The organism is Mesorhizobium sp. LSJC285A00 (assembly GCF_000503155.1).
Lineage (GTDB): Bacteria > Pseudomonadota > Alphaproteobacteria > Rhizobiales > Rhizobiaceae > Mesorhizobium.
In genome coordinates this window covers 135,622-161,482 of sequence record NZ_AYVK01000012.1, presented here as the reverse complement: position 1 = coordinate 161,482, position 25,861 = coordinate 135,622, and the positions used below count along the sequence as shown (strand labels likewise).

Annotated in this window: 19 protein-coding genes; 7 read left to right on the top strand and 12 right to left on the bottom strand. The window is 63.4% G+C overall.

Annotation, left to right across the window (positions count from 1 at the left end; all coding sequences use genetic code 11):
- Positions 1–108 precede the first annotated feature (108 nt).
- On the bottom strand, positions 109–1,374 hold the full coding sequence (locus tag X726_RS156280; protein ID WP_023669624.1) for an ATP-binding protein: 1,266 nt from the start codon (positions 1,372–1,374) through the stop codon (positions 109–111).
- Between the two features lie 102 nt (positions 1,375–1,476).
- Here X726_RS156280 and ppk2 point away from each other — a divergent pair, with 102 nt between their 5' ends.
- The gene (ppk2, locus tag X726_RS156285; RefSeq protein WP_023669623.1) at positions 1,477–2,382 is read left to right on the top strand and encodes a polyphosphate kinase 2; all 906 of its coding nucleotides are present in this window, start codon (positions 1,477–1,479) and stop codon (positions 2,380–2,382) included.
- Positions 2,383–2,583: 201 nt separating this feature from the next.
- Here ppk2 and X726_RS156290 read toward each other — a convergent pair whose 3' ends face one another.
- Both X726_RS156290 and X726_RS156295 read right to left on the bottom strand, forming a co-directional pair.
- Positions 2,584–3,222 (bottom strand): acyl-homoserine-lactone synthase, encoded by a 639-nt coding sequence (locus X726_RS156290; RefSeq protein ID WP_023669622.1) that lies wholly within the window; start codon positions 3,220–3,222, stop codon positions 2,584–2,586.
- Between the two features lie 275 nt (positions 3,223–3,497).
- The gene (locus tag X726_RS156295; protein WP_023669621.1) at positions 3,498–4,229 is read right to left on the bottom strand and encodes a LuxR family transcriptional regulator; all 732 of its coding nucleotides are present in this window, start codon (positions 4,227–4,229) and stop codon (positions 3,498–3,500) included.
- A 261-nt stretch (positions 4,230–4,490) separates the two neighbouring features.
- Between X726_RS156295 and X726_RS156300 the strand changes: the two genes are divergently transcribed.
- Positions 4,491–5,342, top strand: a complete 852-nt coding sequence (locus X726_RS156300; protein ID WP_032900014.1) for a transporter substrate-binding domain-containing protein — start codon at positions 4,491–4,493, stop codon at positions 5,340–5,342.
- 60 nt (positions 5,343–5,402) lie between these two features.
- Here the strand turns inward: X726_RS156300 and X726_RS156305 are convergent, their stop codons facing one another.
- Positions 5,403–5,816 carry a tellurite resistance TerB family protein gene (locus X726_RS156305; RefSeq protein ID WP_023669619.1) on the bottom strand — a complete coding sequence of 138 codons (414 nt, stop codon included), beginning with the start codon at positions 5,814–5,816 and terminating at the stop codon, positions 5,403–5,405.
- 156 nt (positions 5,817–5,972) lie between these two features.
- Here X726_RS156305 and X726_RS156310 point away from each other — a divergent pair, with 156 nt between their 5' ends.
- Complete coding sequence (locus tag X726_RS156310; protein WP_023669618.1) at positions 5,973–7,622, top strand: lysine--tRNA ligase; 1,650 nt, start codon at positions 5,973–5,975, stop codon at positions 7,620–7,622.
- On the opposite strand, the gene X726_RS156315 is transcribed toward X726_RS156310, so the two are convergent.
- The 7 genes from X726_RS156315 to X726_RS156345 all read right to left on the bottom strand — a co-directional run bounded on the left by X726_RS156315 (position 7,585) and on the right by X726_RS156345 (position 16,977).
- Positions 7,585–8,457, bottom strand: coding sequence for a thermonuclease family protein (locus X726_RS156315; RefSeq protein WP_023669617.1), 873 nt, complete (start codon positions 8,455–8,457; stop codon positions 7,585–7,587). The two genes, X726_RS156310 and X726_RS156315, sit on opposite strands and share 38 nt — an antisense overlap.
- Before the next feature lie 8 nt (positions 8,458–8,465).
- Positions 8,466–9,116: a helix-turn-helix transcriptional regulator gene (locus X726_RS156320; protein WP_023669616.1), complete on the bottom strand. Its 651-nt coding sequence runs from the start codon at positions 9,114–9,116 to the stop codon at positions 8,466–8,468.
- 475 nt (positions 9,117–9,591) lie between these two features.
- Entirely contained in the window at positions 9,592–11,811 is a 2,220-nt protein-coding gene (locus X726_RS156325) for a 3-hydroxyacyl-CoA dehydrogenase NAD-binding domain-containing protein (RefSeq protein ID WP_023669614.1), read from the bottom strand.
- Between the two features lie 23 nt (positions 11,812–11,834).
- Positions 11,835–13,043 carry an acetyl-CoA C-acetyltransferase gene (locus X726_RS156330; RefSeq protein WP_023669613.1) on the bottom strand — a complete coding sequence of 403 codons (1,209 nt, stop codon included), beginning with the start codon at positions 13,041–13,043 and terminating at the stop codon, positions 11,835–11,837.
- Between the two features lie 31 nt (positions 13,044–13,074).
- Positions 13,075–14,181 carry an acyl-CoA dehydrogenase family protein gene (locus X726_RS156335; protein ID WP_023669612.1) on the bottom strand — a complete coding sequence of 369 codons (1,107 nt, stop codon included), beginning with the start codon at positions 14,179–14,181 and terminating at the stop codon, positions 13,075–13,077.
- A 254-nt stretch (positions 14,182–14,435) separates the two neighbouring features.
- Entirely contained in the window at positions 14,436–16,244 is a 1,809-nt protein-coding gene (locus tag X726_RS156340; protein WP_023669611.1) for an acyl-CoA dehydrogenase, read from the bottom strand.
- Between the two features lie 274 nt (positions 16,245–16,518).
- Positions 16,519–16,977, bottom strand: coding sequence for a MerR family DNA-binding transcriptional regulator (locus tag X726_RS156345; protein WP_023669610.1), 459 nt, complete (start codon positions 16,975–16,977; stop codon positions 16,519–16,521).
- 479 nt (positions 16,978–17,456) lie between these two features.
- Between X726_RS156345 and X726_RS156350 the strand changes: the two genes are divergently transcribed.
- From X726_RS156350 to X726_RS156365, 4 genes are all read left to right on the top strand, one after another.
- Positions 17,457–21,485 carry a peptidoglycan-binding protein gene (locus tag X726_RS156350; RefSeq protein ID WP_023669609.1) on the top strand — a complete coding sequence of 1,343 codons (4,029 nt, stop codon included), beginning with the start codon at positions 17,457–17,459 and terminating at the stop codon, positions 21,483–21,485.
- Between the two features lie 193 nt (positions 21,486–21,678).
- Positions 21,679–22,602 (top strand): sulfite exporter TauE/SafE family protein, encoded by a 924-nt coding sequence (locus X726_RS156355; RefSeq protein ID WP_023669608.1) that lies wholly within the window; start codon positions 21,679–21,681, stop codon positions 22,600–22,602.
- Positions 22,602–23,393: a TIGR02186 family protein gene (locus tag X726_RS156360; protein ID WP_023669607.1), complete on the top strand. Its 792-nt coding sequence runs from the start codon at positions 22,602–22,604 to the stop codon at positions 23,391–23,393. Before X726_RS156355 ends, X726_RS156360 begins: the two co-directional genes overlap by 1 nt.
- 176 nt (positions 23,394–23,569) lie before the next feature.
- Positions 23,570–24,826 (top strand): Hsp70 family protein, encoded by a 1,257-nt coding sequence (locus tag X726_RS156365; protein WP_023669606.1) that lies wholly within the window; start codon positions 23,570–23,572, stop codon positions 24,824–24,826.
- Between the two features lie 4 nt (positions 24,827–24,830).
- Here the strand turns inward: X726_RS156365 and X726_RS156370 are convergent, their stop codons facing one another.
- Positions 24,831–25,730 (bottom strand): LysR family transcriptional regulator, encoded by a 900-nt coding sequence (locus X726_RS156370; RefSeq protein WP_023669605.1) that lies wholly within the window; start codon positions 25,728–25,730, stop codon positions 24,831–24,833.
- Positions 25,731–25,861: the final 131 nt, after the last annotated feature.

The window sequence follows — 25,861 nt, the reverse complement described above, 5'->3', positions numbered from 1 at the left end:
ATGCCTTCCTTAAATCTTTGGCCTTTTGAGTCGTTTCCTCGACCCCTGTGCTGATACGCTAGCCGGATGACAGAAAGAAGAAACAGGCAGTTAGCAGATAGTACCGCCTCAGCCTGCCGGCAAATGGACCGTGAACGCCGCGCCCTTGCCAACCTCCGACTTGATCGAAAGCCGGGCGTTGTGGCGCGTCAGAATATGCTTGACGATGGACAGGCCAAGACCGGTGCCTTTCTGCGTGCGGCTGCTCTCCACGTCGACGCGATAGAAGCGCTCGGTAATGCGCGGTATGTGCTCTTCCGGGATGCCCGGGCCGTAGTCCCTGATGGTTACATCGATGCCCGGTTCCGGGCCGGCCTCGCCCCGCGCGATCGACACCGTGACGCGTCCGCCAGGCTGGCCGTATTTGCAGGCGTTTTCCAAGAGATTCTCGAACACCTGGAACAGCTCGTCGCGGTCTCCGGGCACGTCGAGCGGCCCCTCGGCGTAGTCGCGTTCGATGACGACGCCGTTCTCGCTGGCGAGCGGGCCTAGTGAATCGATGACGCTGTCGATGGTCTGGCGCAGATCGACCTCGGTTCCCGGCCTCAGGTAAGGCTTCATTTCAAGCCTCGACAGCGACAGGAGATCGTCGATGAGGCGCGCCATGCGGCCGGTCTGGTTCTGCATGATCTGCAGGAACTGCTCGCGCGCCGCCGGATCGTTGCGGGCCGGGCCGCGCAACGTCTCGACGAAGCCCGAGATTGAAGCAAGCGGGGTGCGCAACTCGTGGCTGGCATTGGCTATGAAGTCAGCGCGCATGCGGTCGATGCGGCGCGTCTCACTCTGGTCCTTGAATACCAGCACATAGAGATCGGTGGCGTGGCCGACCGAGGACGCGCTGACCCGGTAGGCCCGTTCCACCGGCAGCTTCTCGGTGTAGTCGACGGCATCGGAGGCGACGGTTCCCGACAGCACGCCGTCCAGCAAGGCCTGCATTTCCGGCGCGCGGAATTTTAGCGACAGCGACAGGCCGGGCGCGATGCCGCCAAAGGCGGCATAGGCGGCGGCATTGGCGTGGACGATGGTGGCGGTGCGGTCGAAGATGATCAGCGGATCGGCAACGGCAGCCGCAAGATATTCGCCGGAAAGCCGTTGCAGCCCGCTCGCCTCGACCGTGGTAATGGTCTCAGCAGACCGGCTGGCGCCACCGGTTGGCAGAAGCGCGGCGGCCAGCAGCACGGTCAACGCAGCCAGGACGACATAGGCGGAGATACCGGCAAACCCATAAACGGCCATGATGGCGATCGCACCGGCGGCAAGCAGCCATCGGCTGTTCCACAGCCGGCCGGCGACGGCCTGCCCCGTGGTTGTCCGCTCTGCGCCGGTGTCAGCCATTCGTGCTTTCCGTGCTTCTGCGCCGGTCCCGCCGAAACTTCCGCTGGACCGGGTTTGAGGCCCCCCATAGCATGAGTCCGCAAGCTGGAAAGGTTCGTCTCGATGAAAAAAGCCAAGGAAAGTCCCGCCGCAGAGCCGGCAAAGGGGCCGCTGAAGATCAAGGTGGACGGCAAGGAGCGGGAGTTCGACATCGAAAACCCCGAGCTTCCCAGCTGGATCGAGGACCACAAACTGACCGCAGGCGACTACCCCTACGACAAGAAAATGAAGAGCGAGGAGTATGACGAGACGCTGGAGCGGCTGCAGATCGAACTGGTCAAGGCGCAGGCCTGGCTGCAGGCGACCGGCAGCAGAGTGATGTCGCTGTTCGAGGGGCGCGATGCCGCCGGCAAGGGCGGCACCATCTCGGTGCTGCGCCAGTATCTCAATCCTCGAACCGCGCGCAACGTGGCGCTGACCAAGCCGACCCCAACCGAAGTCGGGCAATGGTACTACCAGCGCTACGTCGCCCATTTCCCGACATCGGGCGAATTCGTCACCTTCGACCGGTCCTGGTACAACCGCGGCGGCGTCGAGCCGGTGATGGGCTTCTGCACACCGGAACAGCATGCAAAATTCCTCGACGAGACGCCGCATTTCGAGCGGATGATCTCCAATGAGGGCATCTATTTCTTCAAATTCTGGCTCAACATCGGCCGCGAGACCCAGCTCGAACGGTTTCACGACCGCCGCTGGTCGCCGCTGAAGAACTGGAAGTTCTCGCCGATCGATATTGCCGGCATCACCAAATGGGACGACTACACCAAGGCGCGCGACCAGATGGTCGAGCGCACGCACAAACAGTTCGCGCCCTGGATCATCGTGCGGGCCAATGACAAGCGACGCTCGCGGCTGGCCGTCATGCGGCGCATCCTGTTGTCACTGCCCTATGATGGGCGCGATCTCGACGCCATCGGCAAGGAAGATAAGAAGATCGTCGGCGAAGGGCCGTCGTTTCTCGAGAAGTAGAGACTGGCCTCGATAGGCAGAGGCTGAAATTACAGAGCCCACCCCCACACGGAGGTGGGCTCTGTGGCCATTGTCTAAAGCGCATCGCATTTGAACGGATTCACGCGACGCGCTTTAGGTCTTTGTTTCATGCATGTCGTTCTCTCAAAACCGGGGCCACTTTGAGCGACATGCATTAAAGCGCGTCGGGTGAAGACAGTCTCACGACGCCTGCCGCATGCCGAGCATGTGGGGGGTGCCCCTGGCCAACACCGGGGCGTGATGGTTGCGGCGCGAGCGCACGACATCCAGCGTATGCTCGTTGAAGGTCAGCAGTGTGGCGACGACCTGCTGGTTGCCATAGGTGCGCTGGTAACCGAGCGGCGTCGCCAGGAAGTGCAACTGCAGCGTCCGCAGCACCCACACCGGCTCGACCTCGATAATGACCTGATCGACATTGCGAGCAAGGCCCCATTCGACGAAGCCGGCGATCAGTTCGGTGCCGACCGTAGACACGCCGCGCTTGCCATCGCGAAAGCCTGGCGCCACCGCGTAACGGGTTAGCTCCCAGACATTCGGTCCCGAAGGGCGCTTTCCCTCGCAGAGTTCCGGCATCACATCGCTAAGGAGATGCGGCCGTGTGGTCGGCAGCATCCGATGATAGCCTGCAAGCTCGCCATTGCGTATGACAAGGTGGTGTTCGGCCCCATCATGGTCGAATTGATCGATTTCGAGGCCGTCCGGGCGATCGAGATCGGTCCACCGCATCTCATCGACGAAGACCTTGTAACGCAGGCGATGGACGGCCTCCCATAGGTCGGGACGTTCCATCAGTTGTTGAGTGGTAAGGGAAAATAGCATTAGCCGTCTCCTGGGCTTAAGAGGAAGATACGGCCGGGCTTTCCCGAAAAAATTGCGCGAAGGTGTTGGCAAGGATTTCCAGGCTGCCACAGCCGACATGGCTAATATAGCTGCGTCTAAACGCCTCCGCGATGGCGTGCACCCTGTTGGCGACGCCGAGTCTGCTTTTGGCGTTAAGAAAGCATTAGCCGTCTCAAGAGGACGACAGGGGCCGGTCTTTTCTGAAGATATGACGCCAACAATGCGGCCATAAATTTCGGGCCGCCAGAACCGGCCTAGCTGATATAGCCGTGCCTGACTGCTTCGGCGACTGCCTGCACACGGTTGGCGGCGCCTAGTTTGCTCTTGGCGTTGAGAAGGTGTTTCTCAGAGGTATGCTCCGAGATGCCGAGGATCTGCGAAATCTCCCACTCGGATTTTCCGACCGCCGCCCATTGCAGGCATTCGCGCTCGCGCGGCGTCAATTCAATGTGATCGATAGATTTGCCGGCCGTCGTTTGAAGCTGCATGGCGCGGCCGATGGCATAGGTGGAGGCCAGCGAGACCATTGCGAATTCGGCTTCGGACAGTTCGACCGCCTCACCGCCCAGCGAGACCAGCGCGATCTGGCCTTCGAGCGTGATCAGCGGGAAGGCGAGGCCGTCACGCAGCTTGAACTGGCGGGCGTCGCGCATTACCTCGGCGCTGCTCTTGTCGGCGGGCATGCTTTGAACGGCATCGCGCCATTGGAATGGCGCCCGAAACTGCTTCAAATGGCTGACGACCGGATCGTGGTCGACGTAGTTGCGCGATAAGTAACGCTCCAGCCATTCGCTAGGCCAATCGCAGAGCAGCACATGGTCCTTCGTCTGGCTGCTTGGTGTACCGGGCTGCGGCACCGTTGCGGCTATCAGGGCCGTCAATCCGAAATTCGAGGTGACACTAAGTAGCTGCTCGCACACCGCAGCCGACGTGTCGGCACGCTGCACCCGGTCAATATATTCAAGTGTCCGGTCAAAATAACCCATCGCAACATCTACCCCATGTTGCCTACCGCTCTTGAGACCGATGCTACGTGCCTGCCCCGCACTTAGCCATCAACCCCGGATTGCAAAGCCACATCCTTAGCTTTTCTAACGCCAGCGACCGCCAACCCCGGGCCGACTCTGTGCGGCTATTTGCAACCTCGCCAAAGCATAACCCGAAATTTGCCCTTTGAAATCAAAAACAATTGTGCCTGCGCCGTTTTCGTATCACAAGCCAACGGCCAAGACGGGCGGAGTTTTTTCGTGACATCACGCTGGATAACCATCGCCTTGCTGTCGATGCTGATCGGAGTGCAGCCGTTTGCCGGCGCTGTGCGGGCAGCGGAACCGCAGGTGCCGGTGCTTTGGGATGCCAAGGAGCGGCTGCCGAAGCCGGACCTTTCGGCGCTGCCGAGGCTCAGGTTCCTCACCACAACCGATTTCCCGCCCTTCAACTTTCTCGACGGCACGGGCCGATTGTCCGGATTCCACATCGACCTTGCGCGGGCGATTTGCGCCGAACTCGACATCGCCGACAAATGCCAGATCCAGGCGCTGCCCTGGGCCGAACTCGACGACGCGTTGCAGAAGGGCGAAGGCGAGGCGATCATCGCCGGCATCGCCGCCACGCCGGAGACGCGGGCGAAGTACAGCTTTTCGCGCTCCTATCTACAGTTTCCCGCGCGCTTCATCATGCCGAAGACCAAGGCCTTCGCGGAGCCGATCCTCGACAAATTGCGCTCGAAGCGGGTCGGCGTGCTGGCCGGCTCGGCGCATGAAAAGATGCTGCGCGACTATTTCGGCACCGTGCAGATCATCCGATTCGACCGGCCGGAAGACCTCTACAGCGACTTGAAGAGCGCCAAGATCGATGCCGCCTTCGGCGACGGCATGCGTTTTTCCTTCTGGCTGGGCGGCACGGACGCCGCCGGTTGCTGCCGCTTCGCCGGTGGCCCTTACCTGGCGCCGGAATATCTGGGCTCCGGCATGACCATTGCCACCCGGGCCAGCGACCCAGCGCTGGCCGCAGCCATGGACTACGCGCTGCAGGAGATATCGGTGAAAGGCACCTTCGCCGAATTCTACCTGCGCTATTTCCCGGTCAGTTTCTTCTGATCCGGTTCCCGGTCAGTTTCTTCTGATCCGGTTCCCGGTCAGTTTCTTCTACGGACTGGATCAGGTCAGCGTGCGCAGGCGGGCCTTCGCCCCGCGCGCGATGGCCGCGGCGGTCAGCGTGTCGACATCGAGCTCACGCCGGATCAACTGCAGCACCCGCAATTCCTCCATGCGCATTTCGAGATCGACGGCGGCAACTTCGAAGGCGGCGGCATAAGCGGTGTCGCGCAACCGCTCGGGCAAAGTCTCGGCGACACGCTCGAGCACGCCTTCCAATCCATCCTTTTCATGCAGCATCTTCTGGCAGTCCTGCGCAATGGCGATCAGCCTGTCCTGCTTGAAATCCTCGAACACCGGCCAGCTGCGGACGACGTCGCCGATGCGCGCCAGTTCGATATCGGTCATGTCGCGATCGGAAGCCGAGGTGATGACCATCAGGTAGATCACGGCTTCATGGGTGGACGGCAACGGCATTCAAAACTCCTTGAAAGTGAGGGTCGAAGGTAGGGACGTCACGGCGCCGTCGCAAGGAAAACGCCTGATATCGTTGACGCTCCGCCCTGTCGCGCCTAGAGACCCGGTTGAAAAATCTTACCAGCCGCGAAAGCCGGCCATGACTGGAACTTTGACATGACGGGATCAAACATCGCCGATCTCAACCCCGAAATGCTTGCGGCAGCCGCCGAAAGCAAGGCCTGGCCGTTCGAGGAAGCCAAAAAGATCATCGAGCGCTACAAGGGCGGCGACTTCCCGGAGATCGTCCTGTTCGAGACCGGCTACGGCCCGTCGGGCCTGCCGCATATCGGCACGTTCGGCGAGGTCGCGCGCACCTCGATGGTGCGCCATGCCTTTCACGTGCTGACCGGGAACAAGGTCAAGACCAAGCTGCTCTGCTTCTCCGACGATATGGACGGCATGCGCAAAATCCCCGACAATGTGCCGGATCGCGCAGCCCTCGAGCCTTATCTTCATATGCCGCTTTCGTCGGTGCCCAATCCGTTCGGCGGCGACTATGCGAGCTTTGCCGACCACAACAACGCGATGCTGTGCCGCTTCCTCGACACGTTCGGCTTCGACTACGAATTCGCCAGCGCCACGCAGTACTACAAGGCCGGCCGCTTCGATGCGATGCTGGTGCGCGCCGCCGAGCGCTATGAGCAGATCATGGCGGTGATGCTGCCGACGCTAGGGCCGGAGCGGCAGGCAACCTACAGCCCGTTCCTGCCGATCTCGCCGAAGAGCGGGCGCGTGCTCTACGTGCCGATGAAGCATGTCGACGCCAAGGCCGGCAACATCACCTTCGACGATGAGGGCACCGAGACCACGCTTTCGGTGACCGGCGGGAAGGTCAAGCTGCAGTGGAAGCCGGATTTCGGCATGCGCTGGGCAGCGCTCGGCGTCGATTTCGAAATGTTCGGCAAGGACCACCAGACGAACGCGGTGATCTACGACCGCATCTGCAACATTCTCGGCGGGCGCGCGCCCGAGCATTTCGTCTACGAACTGTTCCTGGACGAGAACGGCCAGAAGATCTCGAAGTCGAAGGGCAACGGGCTGACCATCGACGAATGGCTGCGCTACGCGCCGACCGAAAGCCTCGGCCTCTATATGTATCAGCGGCCAAGGCAGGCGAAAAAGCTCTATTTCGACGTCATCCCACGCGCCGTCGACGAGTACTACACCTTCCTCAACGCCTATCCGCGCCAGGACTGGAAGGAGCGGCTGGGCAATCCGGTCTGGCACATGCATGACGGCAAGCCGCCTGCCATCGACATGCCGGTGCCGTTCTCGCTGCTGCTCAACCTGGTCAGCGCCTCCAACGCGCAAAACAAGGATGTGCTGTGGGGCTTCATCTCGCGCCATGCATCTGGCGTGACGCCGGCAACGCATCCCGAACTCGACCAGCTGGTCGGTTTCGCCATCCGCTACTTCGACGATTTCGTGAAGCCGACGAAGACCTTCCGGCCGGCCGACGATGTCGAACGCGTGGCGCTGGAAGCGCTTGGCAACGCGCTTGCTGGCCTGCCGGCCGGCGCCGACGGCGAAGCGATCCAGAACGCTTCGCTCAACGTCGCGCGCAAGATCGAACGCTATCAGGACCATTCGAAGAAGAGCCCGGACGGCGGCCCTGGTGTCTCGGGCGCTTTCTTCCAGATGATCTACCAGGTGCTGATCGGCCAGGAACGCGGACCGCGCTTCGGTTCGTTCGCAGCCCTCTACGGCATCGCCGAAACCCGCGCCCTCATTGAGCGGGCGCTGGCTGGTCAGCTGGCGGCGTAATTTCCGTCCCGGCCGGCGGCGTGTCTATCGCCGGGGCATCGAGGATCGGTTGCGACGCCGTCGGTGCCGCAACAGGCGTTGGCGCCGGTGGCAGGCCGCCAAGATCGGGCGCGGCGCCGAAGACGCCCTTCTTGGCGGCGCGCGCCTTGTCGCCCGCTTCGACATAGGGGCCGCCTGCCGTGGCGCGCGCCCAGCCGTTTTCGACCAGCCACTGGCCGACATCCAGCTTGCCGATGCGGCATTCGGCGGCGATCAACGCACGGTCGGCCTCCGGCGGCACCTTGCAGGCAACGGCCCGGCCGCGCAGGAAAGACCGGAACGCGGTGCGCGCCCTGATACCGCAAGCCCAGGACTTGCCGCCCTCGGTGCAGGTCTCGTCTTGCCTGACGATGTCGATGCCGGAGACCGTCACGGAATAACCATTGGCTTCGATCAGGCCGGCGGCGGCCGCGACCGGCTGGAACAGTTTTGTTCCTCCCCAGTCGTCGACCGCTCTGCGCCCACGCGGCTTGGGCGGTCCGGCCAGCGCCAGGTCGCTCAGCGGCGCGCGTGGCTCGACCCGTTCAAGTTCTTCTGCCGGCAGCGGCGGCGGAGCGATGGCCTCGGGATCGATCGCCCTCGAATGCACCGGAGGCGAGTGCATCGGAGGCTTGACGGGCTGGACCTCGGGGATCGCCGACGTCGCCGGCTCCTCGGGCACGGCCTCGGTGTCCGGGTCGATCTGGTCGACGGTGATGGCGGTGCTTTCGTGATGCAGCGCGCGACCGCCGGCGACGACAATGGCGACCATCACCGGGATCGCCAGGAGGGCTATGAGGATTTGAAGCAGACGCACCGCGAGACCTACTGGCTTGCCCAGACGATCCGCGCCACCCATTCGACATCGCGCATCGCGATGTCGCGGTCCGGGTGGTCGGGGTTGAGCGAAATCAGCACGATCGATTTCGTCGTCTGGCGGTCGAGCACCTTGGCCATGACTTCGCCGGCATTGGTCTTGACGACGACGCGGTCGCCCTTGCGGGTAGCGGCGCCCGGCTCGACGATCAGCACATCGCCATTGCGGTACAGCGGCAGCATGGAATCGCCCTGCACCTTCAACGCATAAGAGGTTTCGGCCGCCCGTGCCGGAAGCTCGACAAGGTCCCAGCCCTGGCCTGAGGGATAGCCGGCATCATCGAAGAAGCCGCCGGCGCCGGCCTGGGCAAAGCCGAGCAGCGGCACCGCCGAACGCTGCGCGGCTACCGAGCCCGAAGCGGCCTTGGCACGGCCTTCGACCAGCCCGGTGAATTCGTCGAGCGAGGCGCCGGTCGCCTCGATGATCTTCGCCAGCGATTCGGTCGACGGCCAGCGCGGCCGTCCATCCGAGGACAGCCGCTTCGATTTGTTGAAAGCGGTGGAGTCCAGACCGGCTCGCCGGGCCAGGCCGGAGGCCGACAACGAATAGCGCTCAGCGAGAGCGTCGATGGCTGCCCAAACTCGGTCATGCGAGAGCAATTCGCTCTCCTCAAAACAGGAAAAAATACCTTTTCCTTCTAACGCGCGGTCATCCGATTGTCCACCGGCGCGCGGCCCGATCCCCTAAAAAGCTGTGTGCGGCGAAGTCGTCACGATGCCTCAAACTGCCTTGGCAAGGCTGCGCAATCCCTGGTCGGAGCTCATGAAACCCCGCTCGGCCTAGGTCGGCGGTCGCGGTTGAACGGAGCGGGCAAGCGTACTGTTGGACGCGCCAAGGACGCTGTAGCATTTTGATTTGGCGCATGACCCCGAAAATCGATTCCGATTTTCGGGGTCATGCGCGAGGTCGGCGAGCATCATGTAGCGGGCGTTGTTGAGATGGAGGTTGAAGTCGATCTCGGTCGGCAGGCAGCGAAAAGCCAGTCGGCTTTCGCTACCGACCGCATAAGGCCACGGCGCCTTGCCGTGGCCATCATGCGCGCAAGGCGCCCCCAGACGTACATGGGGCGCTAGCTCAAGCGGCCTTCTTCACCTCGCCTTTCGCATAGGGATCGAAGCGCTGGTAGAAGGTCTCGCCCTTCTCGGCCAGGTCGAGCAGCAGCTTTGGCGCCTTGAACTCGGCGCCGTATTTCTTCTGCAGGCCTTTGGCTATTCTGACGAACTCCCTGGCGCCGATGCCGTCGATATAGGACAGCGCGCCGCCGGTGAATGGCGCGAAACCAAAGGCGAGGATCGAGCCGACATCGGCCTCGCGCGGATCGGTGACGATGCCTTCCTCCATCACCCGGGCCGCTTCCAGCGCAATGGTGACCAGCAGGCGCTGCTGCAGTTCCTCATAGTCGACCTTCTCGGCCTCCAGCTGCGGATAGAGATCCTTCAGGCCCGGCCACAGCTTCTTCTTGGCAGGCTTGGCGGGATAGTCGTAAAAACCCTTGCCGTTCTTGCGGCCGAAGCGGCCATGGGTGTCGACCAGCGTGTTGATCAACGCCATCTGCCTGGGGTCGACGGCCTTGTCGCCGAGATCCCTGACGGTCTGCTTCATGATCTTCTGGGCAAGGTCGATCGCCGTCTCGTCGGTCAGCGCCAGCGGGCCGACCGGCATGCCGGCGGCCTTGGCGGCGTTCTCGATCATCGGCGCCGGAACGCCTTCGATCAGCATCTTGTAGGCTTCCGACATGTAGCGCAGCACGCAGCGGTTGACGTAGAAGCCGCGCGTGTCGTTGACGACGATCGGCGTCTTCTTGATGGCGCGCACGAAATCGATCGCGGTGGCCAGCGCCTTGTCGCCGGTCTTCTTGCCCAAAATGATCTCGACCAGCATCATCTTGTCGACCGGCGAGAAGAAGTGGATGCCGACGAAATTCTTCGGCCGCGCCGAATTCTTGGCCAGTGCGGTGATCGGGATGGTCGAGGTGTTGGAGGCGAAGATCGCCGACGATTTCAGCACGGCTTCGGCCTGCTCGGTGGCAGCCTTCTTGACGGCCGAATCCTCGAACACCGCCTCGACCACCAGATCGCAGCCGGCGAGATCGGCATAGTCGGCCGACGGCGTGATCAGCGACAGAAGTCTGTCCTTCTCCTCGGGCTTGACGCGGCCCTTCTTGACCTGATCGGAGATCAGGCTGTCGGAATGCGTCTTGCCCTTTTCGGCCGACGCCATGTCGCGGTCGAGCAGGACGACCGGGATGCCAGCCTTGGCGGTGACAAAGGCGATGCCGGCGCCCATGAAGCCGGCGCCGAGAATACCGATCTTCTTGAACTTGGTCTCCGGCACGCCGGCCGGGCGGCGGGCGCCCTTGTTGAGCTCCTGCAGCGAGACGAACAGCGAGCGGATCATCGCTGCTGCTTCCTTCGACTGCATGATTTCGGTGAAATAGCGCTGTTCGATCCGCAGACCGGTGTCGAACGGCACCAGCAGGCCTTCATAGACGCATTTCAGGATCGCCGCGGCGGCCGGATAATTGCCGTAGGTCTCGCGGCGCAGGATGGCGATGGCCGGCGGCCACAGATTGAAGCCGGCGGGCGAATAGATTTGGCCGCCGGGCAGCTTGAAGCCCTTCTCGTCCCAGGGCTGGACGGCTTTCAGGCCGTTCCTGATCATCGCTTTGGCGGTCTCGATCAGCTTGCCGGGTTCGGCGACCTCGTGGATCAGCCCCATCGCCTTGGCTTTCTGCGGCGACAGCGTCTGGCCGGTGGTCAGCATCTGCAACGCCTGCTGCTGGTCGGTCAGGCGCGGCACGCGTTGGGTGCCACCGGCGCCGGGGAAGATGCCGACCTTGACTTCCGGCAAGGCCATCTTGACCTTTTCGGAGTCAGCGGCAACGCGGCCATGACAGGCCAGCGACAGCTCGAACGCGCCACCCATGCAGGTGCCGTTGATCGCCGAGACCCAAGGCTTGCCCGACGTTTCGAGCTTGCGCCACAAGCCACCCATGCGGCCGGCATTGTCGAACAAAAGCTGTGCCGCCTTCTCCGGGTCCTTGGTCTTCTCCTTGGCAAATACGGCCAGCATCTTCTGCAGCATGGTCAGGTCGGCGCCGCCGGAGAAGCTGTCCTTTCCCGAGGTGATCACCGCGCCCTTGATGGCGGCGTCGGCCACCACATGGTCGATGATCTTCTCGAGCTCGTTCATCACCTCTTCGGTGAAGACGTTCATCGAGCGGTCCGGCATGTTCCAGGTGACCAGCGCGATGCCGTCTGCGTCGGTGTCGACCGTGAAGTTTGTATAAGTCATGTCTCTCTCCTTCCGGCCGAAAATCAGACGCGTTCGATAATCGTTGCGGTGCCCATGCCGGCGCCGATGCAGAGCGTCACCAGAGCGGTGTTCAAATCGCGGCGCTCGAGCTCGTCCAGCACCGTGCCCAGGATCATCGCGCCGGTGGCGCCGAGCGGATGGCCCATGGCGATGGCGCCGCCATTGACGTTGATCTTGTCGTGCGGGATTTCGAATGCCTGCATGTAGCGCAGCACCACTGAGGCGAAGGCCTCGTTGAGCTCGAACAGGTCGATATCCGACAGCTTCATCTTGGCGCGCTTCAGAAGCTTCTCGGTGACGTCGACCGGACCGGTAAGCATCAGCACCGGCTCGGAGCCGATGTTGGCAAAGGCGCGGATGCGGGCGCGTGGCTTCAGGCCCATCGTCTTGCCGGCCTTCTTCGAGCCGAGCAGTACGGCGGCCGCACCATCGACGATGCCGGACGAGTTGCCGGCATGGTGGACGTGGTTGACCTCTTCCACCTCAGGGTGCTTCTGCACGGCGACCGCGTCGAAGCCGCCCATTTCGCCAGGCATGACGAAGGACGGGTTGAGCGAGGCCAGCGACTGCATGTCGGTCGACGGCCGCATATGCTCGTCATGATCAAGGATGGTGAGGCCGTTCTGGTCCTTGATCGGTATGACGGAGTTCTTGAAACGGCCATCGGCCCAGGCCTTGCCGGCGCGCTTCTGGCTCTCGACCGCATAGGCATCGACGTCGTCGCGCGAAAAACCATATTTGGTGGCGATCAAATCGGCCGATATGCCTTGCGGCACGAACCAGCCGGGCAGGCCGACGGACGGGTCCATGAACCAGGCGCCGCCCGAGGCGCCCATGCCGACGCGCGACATCGATTCCACGCCGCCTGCAATGACGATCTCGTCGGCGCCTTGAGCGATCTTGGCGGCGCCGAAATTGATGGCGTCGAGGCCTGAGGCGCAGAAGCGCGAGATCTGCATGCCCGGCGCCTTGTTGTCGTAGCCGGCCTCGAAGGCGGCGGCACGCGGAATGACGGAGCCGGCTTCGCCGACCGGATCGACGCAGCCGAAGATGATGTCGTCGACGTTTGCAGTGTCGAGGCCGTTGCGGTCGCGCAACGCTTCAAGCGTCCTGGCCGCAAGCCGCACCGCCGGCACCTCGTGCAGCGAGCCATCCTTCTTGCCCTTGCCGCGCGGTGTGCGCACGGCGTCATAGACATAAGCTTCGGCCATTTGCTTGCTCCTTGCTTTGCCGACGTCGCTCTCAGAGAGAGCGGCCGATCAGCAATTTCATGATCTCGTTGGTGCCGCCGTAGATGCGCTGGACGCGGGCGTCGCGGAACATGCGGGCGATCGGATATTCATTCATGTAGCCATAGCCGCCATGCAATTGAAGGCATTCGTCGACGACTTTTCCCTGCAGGTCCGAGAGCCAGTATTTCGCCATCGACGCCGTCACCGGATCGAGGCCGTCATTGATGTGGCGGGTGACGCAATCATTGTAGAAGACCCGGCCGATGGTCGCCTCGGTCTTCAGTTCGGCGAGCTTGAACTGGGTGTTCTGGAACTCGATGATCGCCTTGCCGAAGGCCTTGCGATCCTTGACGTAGTCGATGGTCAGCGCAAGCGCGCGTTCGATCATGGCGATGGCGCCGGTGCCGATCTGCAGGCGCTCCTGTGGCAATTGCTGCATCAGTTGGATGAAGCCCTGTCCCTCTTCGTGGCCAAGCAGGTTCGAGGTCGGCACGCGCAGATCATTGAAGAACAGCTCCGACGTGTCGTTGGCCTTCAGGCCGATCTTGTCGAGGTTGCGGCCGCGTTCGAAGCCTTCGGCCTCGTCGGTCTCGACGACGATCAGCGAGGTGCCCTTGGCGCCTTTGGCCGGATCGGTCTTGGTGACGACGATGATGAAATTGGCCAGCTGGCCGTTGGTTATGAAGGTCTTGGAACCGTTGATCTTGTACTGGTTGCCGTCCTTCTCGGCCCGCGTCTTGACGCCTTGCAGGTCGGAGCCGGCGCCCGGCTCGGTCATGGCGATGGCGCCGATCAGTTCGCCGGTCGCCAGTTTCGGCAGCCATTTCTTCTTCTGCTCTTCCGAGCCGTAATGAAGGATGTAAGGGGCAACGATCGCATTGTGCAGGCCGATGCCGAAACCGTCGACGCCGACATGGCCGATCGCCTCGATGATGGCGCTCTCATGCGCGAAGGTGCCGCCGGAGCCGCCATATTCCTCCGGGATCGAGGCGCAGAGCAGGCCGGCGGAACCTGCCTTGCGCCAGCTCTCGCGGTCGACCATCTCGTTCTTCTCGAACTCGTCGTAGCGCGGCGCGATCTCTTCCGACATGAAGCGATGCGCCATGTCGTAGAGCATGCCGACTAGATCGGAAGAGCACACGTCTGAACTCNTGGCCAGCGTCCCCCTCCCCCTTGAGGGGAGGGTGGCCGCGAAGCGGTCGGGTGGGGTCGCCGATGACGTGCTCGACCTTATCTTCGGAATTGACGCGGGTTTGGGGCATTGCGATCATCTCCTACCAAAGCGCCAACCAGCCGGCGCACTGCACGCAGGACCCCTCCCGGCCCTTCGGGCCACCCTCCCCTCAAGGGGGAGGGGGACGCTGGCCATTTCTAGAACGCTTCCGCAGGCAGCGCCATTAGCGTGTCCGCACCACTGGAAATGCGGGCCAGATGTGCCGATGTCTCGGGCATGATCCGCTCCATGAAGAAGCGCGCCGTCACCACCTTGTTGTCGTAAAAAGCCCCATTTTCGTGGACAGATTGGGAGCCATTGGCGCCGGTCTTGCCGAGCGCGGCCTTGGCCATCTGCGCCCACATGTAGCCCAGCGCCACCAGGCCGAAGAGATGCATGTAATCGGTCGACGCGGCGCCGGCATTGTCGGGCTTGGCCATGCCGTTCTGCACCAGCCACATGGTCGCCGCCTGCAGATCGTTGAGGCCCTTCTTCAGCGCCTTCGTGAAAGGCGCCAGCTTGTCGTCGGCACGGTTCTCCTCGCAGAACTCGCCGACGTCCTTGAAGAAGGCCTGCACGGCGCGGCCGCCATTCAGACCAAGCTTGCGGCCGACGAGGTCGAGCGCCTGGATGCCGTTGGCGCCTTCATAGATCATGGCAATGCGGGCATCGCGCACGAACTGGCTCATGCCGTGTTCTTCGATGTAGCCGTGGCCGCCGAACACCTGCTGCGCCATGACGGCATGGTCGAAGCCCTTGTCGGTGAGCACGCCCTTGATCACCGGCGTCAGCAGGCCTGTATAGTCGTCGGCCGCCTGGCGATCCTTGTCGTCGGCGGAGCGGTGGGCGATGTCGGACTTGATCGCCGTCCACAGCGCCAGCGCGCGGCCGGCCTCGTTGAAGGCCTTCATGGTCATCAGCGAGCGGCGGATGTCGGGATGGACGATGATCGGATCGGCTTGTCTGTCCGGCGCCTTGGCGCCCGACAGCGAGCGGCCCTGCAGCCGGTCCTTGGCGTAGGAGACCGCGTTCTGGTAGGCGATCTCGGACAGCGACAGGCCCTGCAGGCCGACGCCGAGGCGGGCTTCGTTCATCATCGTGAACATCGCCTTCAGGCCGCCACTGGCCTCACCGAGCAGCGTGCCTTCGGCCTCGTCATAATTCATGACGCAAGTCGAATTGCCGTGGATGCCCATCTTCTCCTCGATCGACCCGCAGGAGAGCGTGTTCTTCTCGCCCGGATTGCCCGAGGCATCGAGCTTCAGCTTTGGCACGATGAACAGCGAGATCCCCTTCACGCCTGCCGGCGCACCTTCGATGCGGGCCAACACGAGATGGACGATGTTTTCCGACATGTCGTGCTCGCCGGCCGAGATGAAGATCTTCTGGCCTGAGATCTTGTAGGTGCCGTTGCCGTTCGGCACCGCCTTGGTGCGCAGCAGACCGAGATCGGTACCGCAATGCGGCTCGGTCAGGTTCATGGTACCGGTCCAGGACCCCTCGACCAGCTTCGGCAGCCATGTCGCCTTCTGCTCGTCGGTGCCGTGTGTGATGATCGCAGCGATAGCGCCTTGCGTCAGGCCGGGATACATCATCAGCGCCATGTTGGCCGAAACCATGTATTCGGCAACCGCGGTGTGCACGGCATAGGGCAGCCCCTGGCCGCCGAACTCGACGGGCGCCGCCAGTCCCATCCAGCCGCCTTCGCGATACTGGTCGTAGGCTTCCTTGAAGCCCTTCGGCGTCGTCACCGAGCCGTCCTCATGGCGCACGCAGCCTTCCATGTCACCGACGCGGTTCAGAGGATGCATAACGTTTTCGGCGAGCTTGGCGCCTTCGGCGAGGATCGCCTCGACAACGTCGGGCGTCGCGTCGGCAAATCCGGGAAGGTTGGAGTAGCGCTGATAACCCAGCACCTCGTTGAGCACGAACAGCGTGTCCTGGACCGGCGCCCTGTAGATCGGCATGTGTTTCCTCCACCATGCGGGTCTTGGCCGCGAGATCGAGCCCCGAAACATGAGGTTGGGGCGGCATGCGGGCCAATGTTGAAAGCGGGATAGCAAAAATTGACGTTTGCGTAAACGTCAATTTTGTCGCCGGGACAAAATTTACCTATGCCAGCCTATCGGCACGAGCGGTGCATGGCTTTGTGCAAAGCGAGGGGGGTCAAACAAAAAGAGCCGCGCGGGCGGCCGCGCGGCTCTTAAGTTCAAAGCTTTCGCCGGGAGCTGCGGAGCAAAATCAGCTGGCGGCGCTGGCCGGGGCCGAACGCTCGGACAGCATCTGGCGCACGGCCGACATCGAGCCGCTCAGCTCGTTGATGGCGTCGTCGATCAGCGCGCGCTGCTTCTGCAGGCGGGCTAGCTGCTTCTCCGACTTGTCGAGAGCCAGCCGCAATTGCTTGGTGTTGGATCCCGTGGGATCGTAGAGATCCATCATCTGCTTGACGTCGCGCAGCGAGAACCCGACCTTGCGGCCGAGCAGGATCAGCTTCAGCCGCGCCTTGTCGCGGCGCGTGTAGAGGCGCGTTGCCCCATCGCGTTTCGGATTGAGCAGGCCCTTGTCTTCATAGAAACGCAGCGTGCGCAGCGTCACGCCGTATTTCTTGGCCATCTCGCCGATGCGCACGAGCTCCTCACTGGCTTCGGCAGACATATTGTTGGTGTTGGCCGCGGCTTCGCCGGGCGAAACAAGTTTCATAGTCACTGGCTTTCCCCTGTCGTGGCATCGCGGTCTCGGACCTTGCAACGCCTGAGTGGAAGCGGGGGCATGCTTCCAGTCGTGGTTTCAACTAATTCATCGCAAAAGGCACGAACGGCGCCCCTCTTACGTTTACGTCAATTCTATAACGATAGCCGTCGCATGACGCAAGGGCGTTCTGGGATTGCGAAACCTTATGCCGCACCCCCGGCGCCGGGTCCGAACGGGCACCGCCTGTATTTCAGCAATGCCGTAACTTCTTAAGCTTGGTTAACACCTTGTTTACCACGATGGGTGAAATGTGCGGATGTCGGTCACCCGTGTTTATCCTGTAGCGAATTTTTCACGGTTTTTCGGAGAGCGGGCCTGGCCCGGGAAGCTCGTCTTCCGCCGCAGCAGTGCCGCGCGGCCGCCTTCGTTCCCGACAAGGACTTGGGAAACTGGCAGCAAGCCGGCCATTCTGAAAAACGGACGCATCGATGAACAGCAAGCGGTCCTATCTCGATACACTCAACGCCGGCAGGCCGCGCAGGCCGAACACCACGCTTGACGAATTGAACCGCTCGCTGGAAACGCTGGAGCAGCGGCTGGAGCGCAAGCGCGAGGACGCCGCCGAGCGCTTCGATCCGCGCCGGCCCGCTCCGGAGCCGCGCTACGCAAGTGCCCAGCCCTACGCCCCGCCGCCGCGCTGGTACGAGGACCCGCAGCCCGCGCCGCGGCCGAAAAGCCCTGTGACGGCCGCCTTCGACCAGAACTATCAGGCGATCGCGCGCGACATCGACCGCGTGCGCGGCCAGGAAGACAGCGTCGCCGTGGTCGGCAAGATCGCCGGCGAATTGCGTGGCCTGCGCGAGGAACTGCGCCATCAGATGACGGCCGGCCTGCAGCGCGAATTCGCCGCGTTGCGCAAGGACATCGAACGGGCCTTCCAGGCGAGCAACCAATCGGGTGGTCAGGCAGGCGGCTTGCCCGGCAAGGGCAGCGCCGAACTCGGCGTCGAATTCGAGCGGCTGTCCGGCGCCATCCAGACGCTGGCCGAGAAGAGCGACGACCGAAGCGTCAACATGCTGCGGCTCGAGCTCGAGCAGGTAAAGACGGCGCTCGACACATTGGCGCGCGAGGAAAGCGTGCTGAAGGTCGACCGCCGCTGGGACGATTTCGACCGCCGCTGGAGCGCGTTCGAGGACCGTGTCGACGCCGACCAGCGCAACCGCGCCGACGGCCCCGGATTTTCGGCCCTGACCGACCGGCTCGAACAGATCAGCAATGCGGTCCACAATCTGCCGGAATCGCTGTCGCTGCGCTCGATGGAAGAAAAGGTGCGCACGCTTGCCGGCGCCGTCGATCATTTCGTCAGCCAGCAGAGCAACCGCGGCGGCGACACGCTTGGCCTGATCGACGAACGGCTCGATGAGATTTCGCGCGCCATCGTCGCCTCCACCGTCGCCGCACAGGCCAATTCCTTCGACCCCGAACCGTTCGAGCGCATCGAGAAGCGGATCGCCTCGCTGGCGCAGCAGATCGAGGAAGTCGTGCAGGTTCGTCCGAGCGGCGAGGTTCTCGACCGTCTCAGCACGCTGTCGAACAGGGTCGACGAGCTTGCCGGCCGCGCCAATCTGCCGGAACAGGCGATGGAGCGCCTCGGCAAGCAGATCGCGATGATCGCCGACAAGATCGACCGCGCCCCGGCGATGCCCGACGCCGACTATATCTTCCAGGGTCTGGAACAGCGCTTCGACGTGCTGTCGGGCATGATGGAACGCCGGCAGGGCGACGCCATCGAACAGGGCAACATGCTGTTTCGCGATCTCGAGCGGCGGCTGGACGAGGTTGCCGACCGGCTGGACCAGCGCCAGCCGCAGGCTGACAGCGCCGGCATCATGGACGCCATCGACGCACGCTTCACCGCGCTCGCCCAACGCATGGAGACGCGCATTCCCGATCCTGCCAACGAGGCGGCGATCCGTGGCCTGGAAAGCCGGCTCGAAGACATTTCAAGCAGGCTGGAATCGTCGGCCGCGCAGGTCGCCGGCATCGATCCGGCACTGATCCGCAGCCTCGAGGCGCAGGTCTCCGGCCTATCGGCGCATCTGTCGAAGCCCGGCACGCCGCTGCCGGAATTCGAGGACATCAGCCCGCGCCTCAACGAAATCGAGAAGTCGCTGGCCGGAACCCGCGAATCCATCATGGGCGCGGCACGGGAAGCGGCCGAGAGCGCCGTGCGCTCGCTAGCAGATTCCAACGCCAACACCGCGGCCGTTACCGGCCTTGCCCAGGATCTGAAGACGCTGGAAGCGCTGACGCGCCGTTCGGACGAGCGCAATTCACGGACATTCGAGGCTATCCACGACACGTTGCTCAAGATCGTCGATCGTCTGGGCTCGCTGGAGACCAGCGAACCGGCCGAGGCGGTGAGCGAGCTTCTGGATGCCCAGGCCGAGCCGGCGCGGCGGGCCCGCGCTGCACGCGCCTCCAAGATTTCGGTGCAGGACGCGCCATCGATGGATATCGACCAGCCGCTGCCGCTGACCGGAGACATGGCCGATCTCGACGGCCGCGCCGCCGCCATCATGCGCAGCGAGCCGGATATGCGCGCCGACCCGGGTACGCGTAGCGACCTGGGTACGCGTAGCGACCTGGGTACGCGTAGCGACCCGGTCATGGGCAGCGAACCCGTGCGGCGCTCGCCAGCCGAGGCTGCCGCGGCCGCTGCCCAGGCAGCGCTCGGTTCCGACAGGATTGCCGAGAAAGGCGAAGCCACGGCCAAGACGTCGCTGTTCGGTGGATTGGCGCGCGCCTTCAGGGGCAAGAAGCCGGCTGACATGCCGCCGCTTGCCGGCTCGGGGCCTAATGTCGACATGCCGAGCGTCGATCTCGACGAGCCGCTCGATCCGAAGCTCGCCAACCGGCCGTTGGAGCCGGGCTCCGGCGCGCCCGACCTCAACGCCATCATGAAGCGCGTGCGCGACGAGCGCGGCCCGCCGGTGCGCCAAAACTCCAGCGATGCGTCGAAATCCGACTTCATTGCCGCGGCCAGGCGCGCGGCGCAGGCAGCGGCCGCCGAGGCCGACGCGTTGAAACGCCAGTCCACCATGAAGGGCCCGGTCAAGGCGCTTCGTATCGGCGACCTGCTCAAGGCGCGGCGCAAGCCGATCCTGATGGGAGCGGTCGCGATCATGCTGGCGCTTGCCGGCCTCCAGTTGGGCAAGGCCTTCTTCGCCGACCCGGTCGAGGTCGCAAGCAACGATACAGCGCCGATCGTCGCCTCGCAGCCGGTCGAGACTGCCTCGGTCAACGCTGCCAGCCAACCCAAGGCAGAACAGCAGGTGGCCGTGCAGGACTTGCCGGCCCGGATCGTCAGGCAGGCGGAGCCCACGGAACCGGCAGCTGGCAACGATGCGCCAATGAATGCGGCCTCGGTCGCCGCGCCCGAAGTGCCGGCGGTGGAGCCCGCGCCAGCGCCGATGGCTTTGGCCGATCCGGCCCCCGCGCCAAATGCAATGCTGCCGACCACCGCCACTGCGGAACCGGCGGCTGCCGACGCGCAGCCTGCGGCCGCCGTCATGGCGCCCTCGGCCTCGGATACGACGGCCTCGGATACTACCGGCGCCGTTCCGCCGGCTGATGCCGCGGTAACACCTGTCGTGGCCAAGATAGACGTTCCGGCCGATGCCGGCCCGCAAGCCTTGCGCGACGCGGCTGCCGGCGGTGACGCCAAGGCGCTGTTCGAGCTCGGTTCGCGCTATGCTGAATCGCGCGGCGTCAAGGAAGACATGGCGGCAGCGGCCAAATGGTACGAAAAGTCGGCCGAGCTCGGCTTCGCACCGGCGGAATACCGCATCGGCAATTTCTACGAGAAGGGCATCGGCGTCACGCGCGACGTCAAGAAGGCAAAGACCTTCTACCAGCTCGCCGCCGCGCAGGGTAATGCCAGCGCCATGCACAATCTGGCCGTTCTGTTTGCCATGGCCGCCGACGGTGTGACCGACAATGAATCGGCCGCGCACTGGTTTCAGGCGGCGGCCGATGTCGGCGTCAAGGACAGCCAGTTCAATCTCGGCATCCTGGCGGCAAAGGGCGTCGGCATGAAGCAGAGCCTGGAGGAATCCTACAAATGGTTCGCGCTCGTCGCCAAGACCGGCGACAAGGATGCGGCTGCAAAGCGCGACGAAGTCGCCACTGCGCTGCGCCCCGAACAGCTGGAGCGGGCGCGCGCCGCCACGGAACTGTGGAAGCCGAAGCCGCTCGACCCTGCGTCCAACTCGGCCGACATTCCTGAATCCTGGCAGGAAGGCACGCCGCAGACCACCGCCAGCGTTGACATGAAGAAGGCGGTCAAGAACATCCAGCTCATCCTCAACAAGAACGGCTACGATGCCGGCGGCGCCGATGGCGTGATGGGCGGCAAGACCAAGACCGCAATCATGGCTTTCCAGACCGACAACAAGATGCAGGCGACCGGCGAAATCGACGAAAAGCTGGTGAAGGCGCTGCTGGCGCACAAATAACGGCAGATGCGTCGCTAACGCGACGCCCTTGCCATACATTTGCCTGTTAACTGCTTGAGATGTTTTTTGTTTCGGTAGGGCGGCGGGGTTTGATCCCACTGCCCCGGCGGTGCAAGAAAGAATTGGCTTTTCGGTGCGACAATGCCCTGGAATGGCTGCAATCGCCGACAGGCAAACTGATCGAGACTGACGGGTGGGCATCTATCTCCCGATCGCGGAAATTTCCGTCAACGTCTTCGTGCTGCTGGCAATGGGCGCGGCGGTGGGTTTCCTGTCGGGCATGTTCGGGGTCGGTGGCGGCTTTCTGATCACGCCGCTCTTGATCTTCTACAACATCCCGCCGGCAATCGCCGTTGCCACTGGCGCCAACCAGGTTATCGCCTCCTCCTTCTCCGGCGCGCTGTCGCACATGAAGCGCGGCACGCTCGACTTCAAGCTCGGCGGGGTGCTGCTGGCCGGCGGCATCGTAGGCTCGACCGGCGGTATCTTCGTCTTTGCCTTCCTGCGTCGGCTCGGCCAGCTCGATTTGTTTATCTCACTGCTTTACGTCGTGCTGCTTGGCACCGTCGGCGGGCTGATGCTGGTCGAGAGCGTCAATGCGCTGCGCGCGACGCGCAGCGGTGCGGCGCCGGTCTTGAAGAAATCCGGCCAGCACAACTGGATCCACCGGCTGCCGCTGAAGATGCGCTTCAGGGCCTCGAAGCTGTTCGTCAGCGTCATTCCGGTGCTGGGGCTCGGCGCCGGCATCGGCTTCCTGTCGTCGATCATGGGTGTCGGTGGTGGCTTCATCATGGTGCCGGCGCTGATCTACCTCCTGAAAGTGCCGACCAACGTCGTCATCGGCACCTCGCTGTTCCAGATCATTTTCACCTCGGCCTACACCACGCTGGTCCACGCCACCACCAACCAGACGGTCGACGTCATGCTTGCCTTCCTGCTGATGGCGGGCGGCGTTGCCGGCGCGCAATATGGCGCCAAGGCAGGACAGAAGCTGCGCGGCGAACAGCTCAGGGCACTGCTGGCGCTGCTGGTGCTGGCGGTTGCCATCCGGCTTGCCATCGATCTCTTCGTCACGCCGCCAAACCTCTATTCGCTGACCGCCGCGGGCCTGAACTGATGCCGCGGTGGGGGATTTTTTCGGCCGCCGTTTTGCTTTTCGCCCTCGCTCTGCCGGCGGCAGCGCAATCGCCGAACCCCTTGCCGGAAGGCATCCAGATCGGTCTCTCCACCGACGCGGTGTCGATCACCGCCGGCTTTTCCGGCGCCGACCTGACCATTTTCGGTTCGCTGGAAAATCCCGACCCGCTGGTCGCGCGACAGGGGCGCTACGACGTCATCGTCGTGCTCGAAGGCCCGCCGCGGCCGGTGGTGGTGCGCCGCAAGGACCGGGTGCTCGGCGTCTGGGTCAATCTGGAATCCGAGACCTTCGAGAACGTGCCGGTATCCTACTCCGTCGCCACGACGCGGCCGCTGCAGGACATCACCGAACCCAACAGCTACAAGCAGCTGTCGCTCGGCGCCTCCAACCTTTACATGCAGCCGGCCGAGGTAACCGACAGTCCGGCGACGATCGAGGAATTCACCGTGGCGCTGCGCGAGCGCAAGGCGGCGACCGGCCTCTATAGCGAGAATGTCGGCGGCGTGCAGTTCCTGTCGCAGAACCTGTTTCGCGCCACGGTGCGGCTGGCGCCCAACGTCCCGGTTGGAACCCATAAAGCCCGCGCGTTCCTGTTCAAGAGCGGTCTGTTCCTCAAGGAAAGCTCGGCCCAGCTCGAAATCCGCAAATCGGGCTTCGAACAGTCGATCTTCCGCGTCGCGCATGATTACTCGTTTCTCTACGGCGTCTTCTCCGTGTCGCTGGCCATGATCACCGGCTGGCTGGGCAGGCTGATTTTCCGCAGGGATTGACGCGCAGGACCCATTTCCGGGGAAAAGGGGTTCCCCTTTTCTCAGTCTTGCGATAGACCGCCGCCTCCCAACCCTCGGGTAACACGCACAATCATTCGGCAGAGCGGTCAGGCCTCTGGACGGCGCGCGTCTTGCGGACGCCTGCCACAGCGACGACCCAATGACAGGAGGCTGCAATGCACCAGGCATTTGGCGGCATCGATTTCGGCACGTCCAATTCTACGGTGGGCGTGATCCGCAACGGCCAGGCACGGCTGGTGGCGCTGGAAGGTGAACAGCCGACATTGCCAAGCGCGGTTTTCTTCAACTTCGAGGACGGTCACACCTATTTCGGCCGCCGCGCCATTGCCGACTACACCGATGCCATCGAAGGCCGGCTGATGCGGTCGCTGAAGAGCGTGCTCGGCAGTTCGCTGGCGCATGAGAAGACGCGGATCAAGGCCCGGCAGATCGGTTTCATCGACATTGTCGGCATGTTCGTCGGCCATTTGAAGAAGCGGCTTGAGGAAGATGCCGGCGCTCCGGTGGAGAACGTTGTGCTCGGCCGGCCGGTGCAATTTGTCGACGACGATGTGGAAGCCGATGCCAAGGCGCAAAGCGAGCTTGAAAAAGCGGCGCGCGCGCAAGGCTTCAAGCACATCGCCTTCCAGTTCGAACCGATTGCGGCAGCACTCGACTATGAGCAGGACGTGAAGCGCGAGGAACTGGCGTTGATCGTCGACATGGGCGGCGGCACGTCCGACTTCTCGATCGTGCGCGTTTCGCCGCAACGCGCCCGCTCACGCGACCGCAAGGACGACATCCTCGCCAACCGAGGCATTCATATTGGCGGCACCGATTTCGACCGGCTGCTCAGCATCGCCCATGTCATGCCCAAGCTCGGCTATCTCTCGCCCACAAAAGACGGCAAGCGCAACCTGCCGGCGAGCTATTTCATTGATCTCGCGACGTGGCAGCGCATCAACCTCGTCTATACTGCCAAGGCGATGACGCATCTGAGGCAAATCCGCTTCGAGGCCGTCCGCGCCGACCTTGTCGACCGCTTCATCCATATTGTCGAGCACCGTTACGGCCATGCGCTGGCCGGCCTCGTCGAACGAGCCAAGATCGCGCTGACGGATCAGGCTTCGGCCGATGTAACGGTGGCGCTGCCTGGCGCGCATTTCGCCGCCGAGATCTCGCGGACCGGCCTGGAAGAGACCATCGCCGCCGACATCGAGCGGGTGTCCGCTACGGTGCGGCAGACGATTGCCGATGCCGGCATAACGGCCTCTGCGATCACCGCCGTATTCCTCACCGGCGGTTCGACCGCGATCCCGCTGGCACGGCGTGAAATCCTGTCGCTGGTGCCGCAAGCCGCCGTTATCGAGGGCGACATGTTCGGCTCGGTCGGCCTTGGCCTGGCGCTGGATGCGCAGCGGAAGTTCGCCTGATCGCTTACGCCGGATTGCTGACGGCTTCAGCGCCGAGATGCGCCTTGAGCGCCATCTGGGCCAGGCTTGCCTGGCGGTCACGATGGGTGATCATGGCGAAGTCACGCTTCGGCAGTTCGAGCGGCACCGACCGGAGACTGCCCTCGGCGACGGCGCGTCCGACGACGAGGTCCGAGATGATGGTGGCGCCGGCGCCGGCCTCGACCGCCTGGCGAACCGCCTCGTTGCTCGGCAGCACCAGAAATATCTGCAGGTCGCCAAGCGATATCCCCTCGCGGCGGGCCAGGTCCTCCAGCACCTCGCGCGTGCCCGAACCACCCTCACGGATGATCCAGCGCAGCCCTGTGATATCCGGGCGGCCCGGCGCGATCTCGGCGATTTCGGGATGCGAGGCGGCGACGACCAGCATCAACCTGTCGACGTCGACCTTGGTGCGGCGGAGGATGTCTGACTCGGTGCGCCCCTCGACCAGACCGAGATCGGCGGTGCCGTCGAGCACATTGGCCTCGACCTGCCTGGTGTTGCCGATGCTGACGCTTAAGCGCACCGCCGGGTAGGCTTCATGGAAAGAGGCCAGCCTGCGCGGCAGCCAGTAGCTGGCGATGGTCAGGCTGGCGGCGATCGACAGGCTGCCGGCGACCGTCTGCGAGACATGCTCCAGCACATTTCGGGCGGCGGCGGCGCGTTCCAGCACCGCCTTGGCCTCGGGCAGGAAACGGTGGCCGGTCTGAGCCAGCTCGATGTTGCGGCCGACACGGTTGAACAGATGAACGCCATGCTGCTCTTCCAAAGCGCGGATGGCCGCCGACGCCGCCGACTGGGAGATGCCCAAAAGCTCCGCCGCCTTGGTCATATGGCCGCGTTCGGCAACGGCAACGAAAATGCGCAACTGGTCCAGCGTCATGTGTGCATTAAGAACCAATTCCGATCGAATTTACAAGAACAACTGATTAGACGGATCGATAGCTTTATTCTACTTTTTCAGTCGAAGTTAGAAAGAATTCGCCAACAAATCGCGGCCAACAAAATGATCGG

Excerpts from the sequence above, each read along its gene's own strand:
- X726_RS156280 (WP_023669624.1), bottom strand. The coding sequence starts at position 1,374 with ATGGCTGACACCGGCGCAGAGCGGACAACCACGGGGCAGGCCGTCGCC.
- ppk2 (WP_023669623.1), top strand. The coding sequence starts at position 1,477 with ATGAAAAAAGCCAAGGAAAGTCCCGCCGCAGAGCCGGCAAAGGGGCCG.
- X726_RS156290 (WP_023669622.1), bottom strand. The coding sequence starts at position 3,222 with ATGCTATTTTCCCTTACCACTCAACAACTGATGGAACGTCCCGACCTA.
- X726_RS156295 (WP_023669621.1), bottom strand. The coding sequence starts at position 4,229 with ATGGGTTATTTTGACCGGACACTTGAATATATTGACCGGGTGCAGCGT.
- X726_RS156305 (WP_023669619.1), bottom strand. The coding sequence starts at position 5,816 with ATGCCGTTGCCGTCCACCCATGAAGCCGTGATCTACCTGATGGTCATC.
- X726_RS156310 (WP_023669618.1), top strand. The coding sequence starts at position 5,973 with ATGACGGGATCAAACATCGCCGATCTCAACCCCGAAATGCTTGCGGCA.
- X726_RS156325 (WP_023669614.1), bottom strand. The coding sequence starts at position 11,811 with ATGACTTATACAAACTTCACGGTCGACACCGACGCAGACGGCATCGCG.
- X726_RS156330 (WP_023669613.1), bottom strand. The coding sequence starts at position 13,043 with ATGGCCGAAGCTTATGTCTATGACGCCGTGCGCACACCGCGCGGCAAG.
- X726_RS156335 (WP_023669612.1), bottom strand. The coding sequence starts at position 14,181 with ATGCTCTACGACATGGCGCATCGCTTCATGTCGGAAGAGATCGCGCCG.
- X726_RS156340 (WP_023669611.1), bottom strand. The coding sequence starts at position 16,244 with ATGCCGATCTACAGGGCGCCGGTCCAGGACACGCTGTTCGTGCTCAAC.
- X726_RS156345 (WP_023669610.1), bottom strand. The coding sequence starts at position 16,977 with ATGAAACTTGTTTCGCCCGGCGAAGCCGCGGCCAACACCAACAATATG.
- X726_RS156350 (WP_023669609.1), top strand. The coding sequence starts at position 17,457 with ATGAACAGCAAGCGGTCCTATCTCGATACACTCAACGCCGGCAGGCCG.
- X726_RS156360 (WP_023669607.1), top strand. The coding sequence starts at position 22,602 with ATGCCGCGGTGGGGGATTTTTTCGGCCGCCGTTTTGCTTTTCGCCCTC.
- X726_RS156365 (WP_023669606.1), top strand. The coding sequence starts at position 23,570 with ATGCACCAGGCATTTGGCGGCATCGATTTCGGCACGTCCAATTCTACG.
- X726_RS156370 (WP_023669605.1), bottom strand. The coding sequence starts at position 25,730 with ATGACGCTGGACCAGTTGCGCATTTTCGTTGCCGTTGCCGAACGCGGC.